The 5,187-nt window shown below is 73.0% G+C and carries 4 protein-coding genes; all 4 read right to left on the bottom strand.

Features of this window, described 5'->3' with window-relative positions; translation table 11 throughout:
* Positions 1-60 precede the first annotated feature (60 nt).
* Positions 61-1,476, bottom strand: coding sequence for an acyl-CoA reductase (locus tag VFZ20_RS26530; protein WP_329686984.1), 1,416 nt, complete (start codon positions 1,474-1,476; stop codon positions 61-63).
* A gap of 69 nt (positions 1,477-1,545) precedes the next feature.
* A complete protein-coding gene (locus VFZ20_RS26525; RefSeq protein ID WP_329686983.1) occupies positions 1,546-3,597 on the bottom strand; it encodes a hypothetical protein in 2,052 nt (683 codons plus the stop codon).
* A 107-nt stretch (positions 3,598-3,704) separates the two neighbouring features.
* Complete coding sequence (locus VFZ20_RS26520; protein ID WP_329686982.1) at positions 3,705-4,292, bottom strand: hypothetical protein; 588 nt, start codon at positions 4,290-4,292, stop codon at positions 3,705-3,707.
* A gap of 150 nt (positions 4,293-4,442) precedes the next feature.
* A complete protein-coding gene (locus VFZ20_RS26515; RefSeq protein WP_329686981.1) occupies positions 4,443-4,973 on the bottom strand; it encodes an RsbRD N-terminal domain-containing protein in 531 nt (176 codons plus the stop codon).
* Positions 4,974-5,187: the final 214 nt, after the last annotated feature.

The raw sequence follows: 5,187 nt of genomic DNA, 5'->3' as shown, positions 1-5,187 counted from the left end.
ACGGAGCGTGCGAACACGGCCAGCGCGGGAACAGTCACCCCACCAAAGCCGCCGCGTACGTCACTCCTCCAGGTCCACGTACCGCACCAGGTCCCGCAGCGGCGGGCGGCCGTCGTGGTGCCACCAGGGCGGCGGCCACGCCATCCGCCCCAGCGGCGCGAACCGGCTGGCGCCGATGCGCCCCAGCGCCATGGCCAGCGCCCGCGTCTCCTCCGCACTCCCCGCCACACCCACCGTCTGCAGCACGGGGCTGAACCGCTCCACCAGCACGGGCACCTCTTCCAGGCACGCCACGGGCTTCACGCGGACGACACGGTTCAGACACGACGCCGTAAAGTCCGGGCGCGGATCGTAGACCACCGTCCACGCCGTCCCCTCCACCGACGCGTGCAGGCGCAGGCCGCCGCCGCCCGCCTCGGCGAACTCCGCCTCGCCCCGCAGCTGGCGGATGGCGGACGACTCGCCGGGCGCCAGGACGCCGCGCGGCAGCGTCCCCTCCGTCTCGGCCATGGCCTCCGCCAGCATCGCGGCCCACGCTTCCGGATCGACGGCCCCGCCCTGCTCCACGTAGAACAGGTGCGGCGACACGCATCCCTGCTGGTCGAACGTGGACGCATCCAGCGCCGCCCCCCGGGCCGCCTCGCGCGCGCCCTCCTCCGTCAACGCGCCGCGGGCCACCACGCCGAACGACACCTTGGGCCCGTAGCCCAGGAACCGCGCCGTCGTGGGCGTCTTCGCGCGGATGGATGCCACGGCCTCCGCGCCGCCGTAGACGATCACGGCGTCCGCCGCGTCCAGGGCCGCGCGCTCCATCATCTCGTCGCCGCCGGCCCAGTAGGTCACGGCGAGGCAGGCGCCCAGCTCCGCGTCCGCCTCCGCCACGCCGCGGGCGAACAGCGCCGCCAGCAGGGGCTCGCCCACCGCCGCCTTGCCCAGCGTGCCGGCCTTGACCAGCAGGGAGCGGATGATGGACGTGACGGCCACGCCCGGCACGTTGCCGCTGAATACGTGCACGGCCAGCCGCGGTCCGAACGCCGCCTGCCGGCCGTGCGCGCGTGGCGCGGGGACGAATCCGTCCAGCACGCGCGGATCGCCGAACTCCGCCCGCAGCAGCTCGCGCAGCCGGGGCGCGCGCCAGTCGGCGGCCATGCGGTCCAGCACCAGGCGGATCATGGCCGGCGAGTAGCTCGTCACGGCCGGCAGGGCCCGCTCCGCCGCGCGGCGCAGCGGGTCCTCCGGGTCCAGGAACCGCGCGGCCACGCGGTCCACCACGCCCACGATCTCCGCCACGGGGCGGTCGGCCAGCAGACGGTCGCGGGCGATGGACAGCGCCTCCACCTGCCGCTTGAGGTCCACGGGCGACAGGCGGGGGATGCGCACCTCGAACGCATCCTCCCCGCGCCCGTACGCCCACGTGTTGGTACGCGGGTGCTCGATCGCGGGGAGGTGGAATGCGTCGATCACGTCGGGACGCATGGCTTTTGAGTGCGTGAGTGCGGAAGGGCGTGAGTGCGGAAGTGGTGAAGCGGCACTCACGCACGTCTTCTACAGGAAGTCCCAGAACGACGGGTTGGCCTCCACGATCACCTCCCACACCCCGCCGTCCGTGAGGCCGCGCGCCACGTCCACGCGGATGATGTCGAAGAACAAGCCCAACCCCGCGCCCACGGACACCAGCTCACCCGTCCGCCCGCCCAGATCCACCGGGCCAAAGGGCGACGGCGAGCGGTTGTCGTCCACCCATCCGCCGGCCGCGAACACCCGCCCGCGGACCAGGTTGGGCACCAGGTCCGCCGCGTACGTGGCCCGCGCCAGGCCGAACCGGTCGCCACCGTAGGCGCGGAACGCGTAGCCCGGCACCGTCCCGCGCCCGCCCACGAGAAAGCGCGCCTGCTGGGGGGTGTCGCCCAGCACGCCCCCGGCGGAGGCGTCCAGCGCCAGCTCCTGGCCGGCGCCGCCGCGGCTCACCCAGCCCAGGTCCAGCCGCGGGCGAATCCACGCGTGGTCCGCGTCCGCGCCGTCCAGCCGGCCGCCGTCCACGCCCAGCCCCAGCGAAACACCGCGCGCCACCTCCGCCGGCAGGGCTCTGCGCAGGTAGGCCGACCCGCCGTAGAAGGTGCCCTCGGCGATGGGCGCCACGGGGCGAAAGTTGCCCGATCCGCCCAGCAGGGAGAAGTCCGTCTCGCGCACGGCGCTCTCCTGGTCCTCCACGCGCAGGCGGAACGCGCCGCTCCACCGCGCCCCCAGGGCCCGGTCCGCCCGCAGTTCCGCGCCGCTGACGAAGTACGGGTCGGAGAAGTCGTAGCCGGCCAGCAGCGCCGACAGCGAGTTCATGGCGCCGGAGATGACGTTGAACCCGCCCAGGTCCCGCGGCTGCTCGAAGTACGCGGCCAGGCCCGTCCGGTCCGGCAGGGCCCCACGCGACACCTCCGCCTCGGCGAACGGACGCATGCGCCCCAGCGCCACGCCGCCGCGGATGCCCAGCGACACCTGCTCCGACGGGTTGTAGCGCGCGCCGGCGGAGAGCGCGAGCCCCTCCGCGCGGTTGTAGCGGAGCGTGCCCGACGCCGTGCGAAATGCGATCTGCGTCCCCGGCAGGCCGCTCAGCAGCCGCCGGCCGATGAGCTCGGCGGCCTCGCGGCGCACGTCGCCCAGCTCGCCCTCGGCGCTCAGGCCCACTTCGCGCAGCTCCTCGTGGATCCCCTGCTCGAACGCGAAGCTCTCCCGCTGCGCCACGGGAACGGAGACCACGCGCCGCCCGGCGAACAGGGCGTCCGCCAGCCCCTGGTTGAAGCGGTAGTTGCTGATCTGCATGGTGCCGCGGATCATGCCGCCGGCCGGCAGGTCCAGCTCGGGCAGCTCGCGGCGCAGCTCCACCTGCTGCCGGTTGGGCAGCCAGAAGCGGCCCTTGTACAGCCCGTTCTCCAGCAGGACGTTGATGAAGTCCAGCTGCTCGTCCACGTAGCTCACGCGGGTGAACGTGAACTCCATCCGCACGATGTCGCCCCCGCGGCGGTCCACGAACACGGAGCCCACCAGCGCCGGGCGCGATGGGTCCTTCGGCCGCACCTGCAGCTTGTAGACGCGCACGGGCTCCGCCGAGCCGGGCAGGCGGATGCTCGTGCTGTCCGACAGCCGGTAGTCGTAGATGCTGGGCCCGGCTGGCGCGGCGGGGTGCAGCACGTCGCGCACCTCGTCGCCGTCGCCCAGGCGGATGAGGTCGCCGAAGTTGTCCTGCACCACCGTGAGGTGGTCTTCGTGGTAGTGGATGTTGGTGGGCAGGTCGCGCTGGTCGCGCAGGCCGATGATGCGCTGCTTGGACAGGTTGGGCGCCTTCCAGAACACGTCCAGCGCCACCTGGTCGGTCTTGACCAGGGTGCGCTCGCCCGTGTCGCGGCGGTCCAGGTAGAAGTAGATGTACCCCCGCGCGTCGGCCTGGTAGTCCACCATGCCGGTGTCGCTGAGCGCCACCTGCCGGCGCTCCTGCGCGCGCTGGATGAGCTCCAGCGCGCGCGGCGCGTTCCAGGCGTCGTCCTGCGCGGCGGCCGGCGCGGCGAATGCCGCCAGCGCCAGCGCCGCCATCCAGATGCGTCGCAAACCGTTCACTCCCGCGTTTTCAACGGCGCGGGCCCGCGCCACCTGCGGCGCCGGGCCCGGACCGGAATCATCCATCCTTCAAGATAACCGCCCGCCGGCCCGCCGCGTCAGGAGCAGGGCGCGGCGGAAAGGACGACGCTGGCGCTGCCCTCGATGGTGGGCGCGAGCCCCGACGGGCTGGCGTTGCGCGCCCGGGCGTAGTCCTCGCGCGTGACGCTGTACGAGAACTGCGTCTGCGCCACCAGCCGCATGCTGGTGCCCTCCAGCACCGTGAGCGTCAGCGGCCGCGGCAGCAGCAGCTCCTCGGCCACGGTGCTGGTGCCGGGCATGTTGAGCGTCACCGTGTTGGTGCCGTAGCTCAGCGAGCCCTGCATCTGCCGCAGGAAGGAGTCGCTCTGGCGCGTGTAGACCAGGTCGTACACGCCGCTGGCGGCCAGCGACACCGTGGCCTCGGGGCGGCCGGCCGGCGGCGTGGTGTCCACCACCGTCTGCATCAGGTCCGCCGCGGGCAGGATGGTGTTGCCGGGCGTAAAGCGCAGCTCGCACAGGTTGTACACGCCGGCCACGTCGCCGGGCGCCAGGCGGTCCGGGCCGGAGCCGCCGTCGTCGCAGGCGGCGGCGAGCAGGGGCAGCGCGGCGGCCAGCAGGGCGGCGGCGCGAAGGGGCATGGTGGGGGAACGCATGATCTTGCGCACGTACGGGTGATGCAGGTTCCGAGAATTTCGGGAAGCCGTACGTACCCGCGAGGGGGCGGTATCGGTTCCGCTAACACTGCAAAAGGATGCGGCGGATGAGCTTCCGTCCGCCTGTCGCCTCGTCCGGCCGATGGAAGAGGCGGGCCGGGATCACGCGCCGGGCGGCGCGCTCTCCCCGTCGGCCGGCTTGTCCGCCGCGTCGCCGTCACGCTCCAGCAGCGTGGCCGTGGGGTCCAGGAACGCGTTGAGCGAGGCCAGCACGGCGCGGTCCACCATGCCGTCGATCTGCTCCATGGCGGCGTACGCGCCTTCTACCGCGGCGCCCACGGCCGTGAGGTGGGCCCAGATGGCCCGGCGAAACATCAGCAGCTCCAGCACCGTCTCGGCGATGTTGTAGCCGCTGAGCCGGCGGGTAAAGCCGTGCACCATGGCGAACTGCTCGGCGTCCTCGCGCGAGCGGTTGATCTCCAGCCGGTCCAGGATGGCGTCGAACAATTGCGGCACGTGATCCAGCAGCAGCGGCTCCGCCAGGGCCTGGCCGGTGACCATGGCCTGGTTGGCGCGCACGCGCTCCATCCAGTCGCGCAGCACGGCCTCGCGGCCGTTGCGAAGCTGGTCCACCGCGCCCGTGAGGTCGCGGATCTCGCGCTCGGTGTAGAACTGGCTCTCGATCTGGTCCACGCTGCGCTCCGGGCCGGGGAAAAAAGGCGGCCCGGAAGGTAGCATCGCGCGCGCGGGGCGGGAAGCCGTGAAATCGGTTTCCGTCCCGGCCTGTCATTCTGAGCGGAGGCCGGCGCCGACTGGATCCATCCCGCCCGCGATGCGCATGGCGCCGGCCGACTGAAGAATCTGGTCGCCGGAGTGCGTGATCCCGCCCGCGCGCTGAGTTCCCGCG

The organism is Longimicrobium sp. (genome assembly GCF_036280135.1).
In the GTDB taxonomy this organism is placed as follows: Bacteria; Gemmatimonadota; Gemmatimonadetes; order Longimicrobiales; family Longimicrobiaceae; genus Longimicrobium.
Note: the sequence above shows the minus strand (reverse complement) of the source record. Positions and strands in the feature narration are given on the sequence as shown.

Bases quoted from the DNA above. Each gene is read 5' to 3' on its own strand.
- VFZ20_RS26530 (WP_329686984.1), bottom strand. From the start codon at position 1,476: ATGCGTCCCGACGTGATCGACGCATTCCACCTCCCCGCGATCGAGCAC.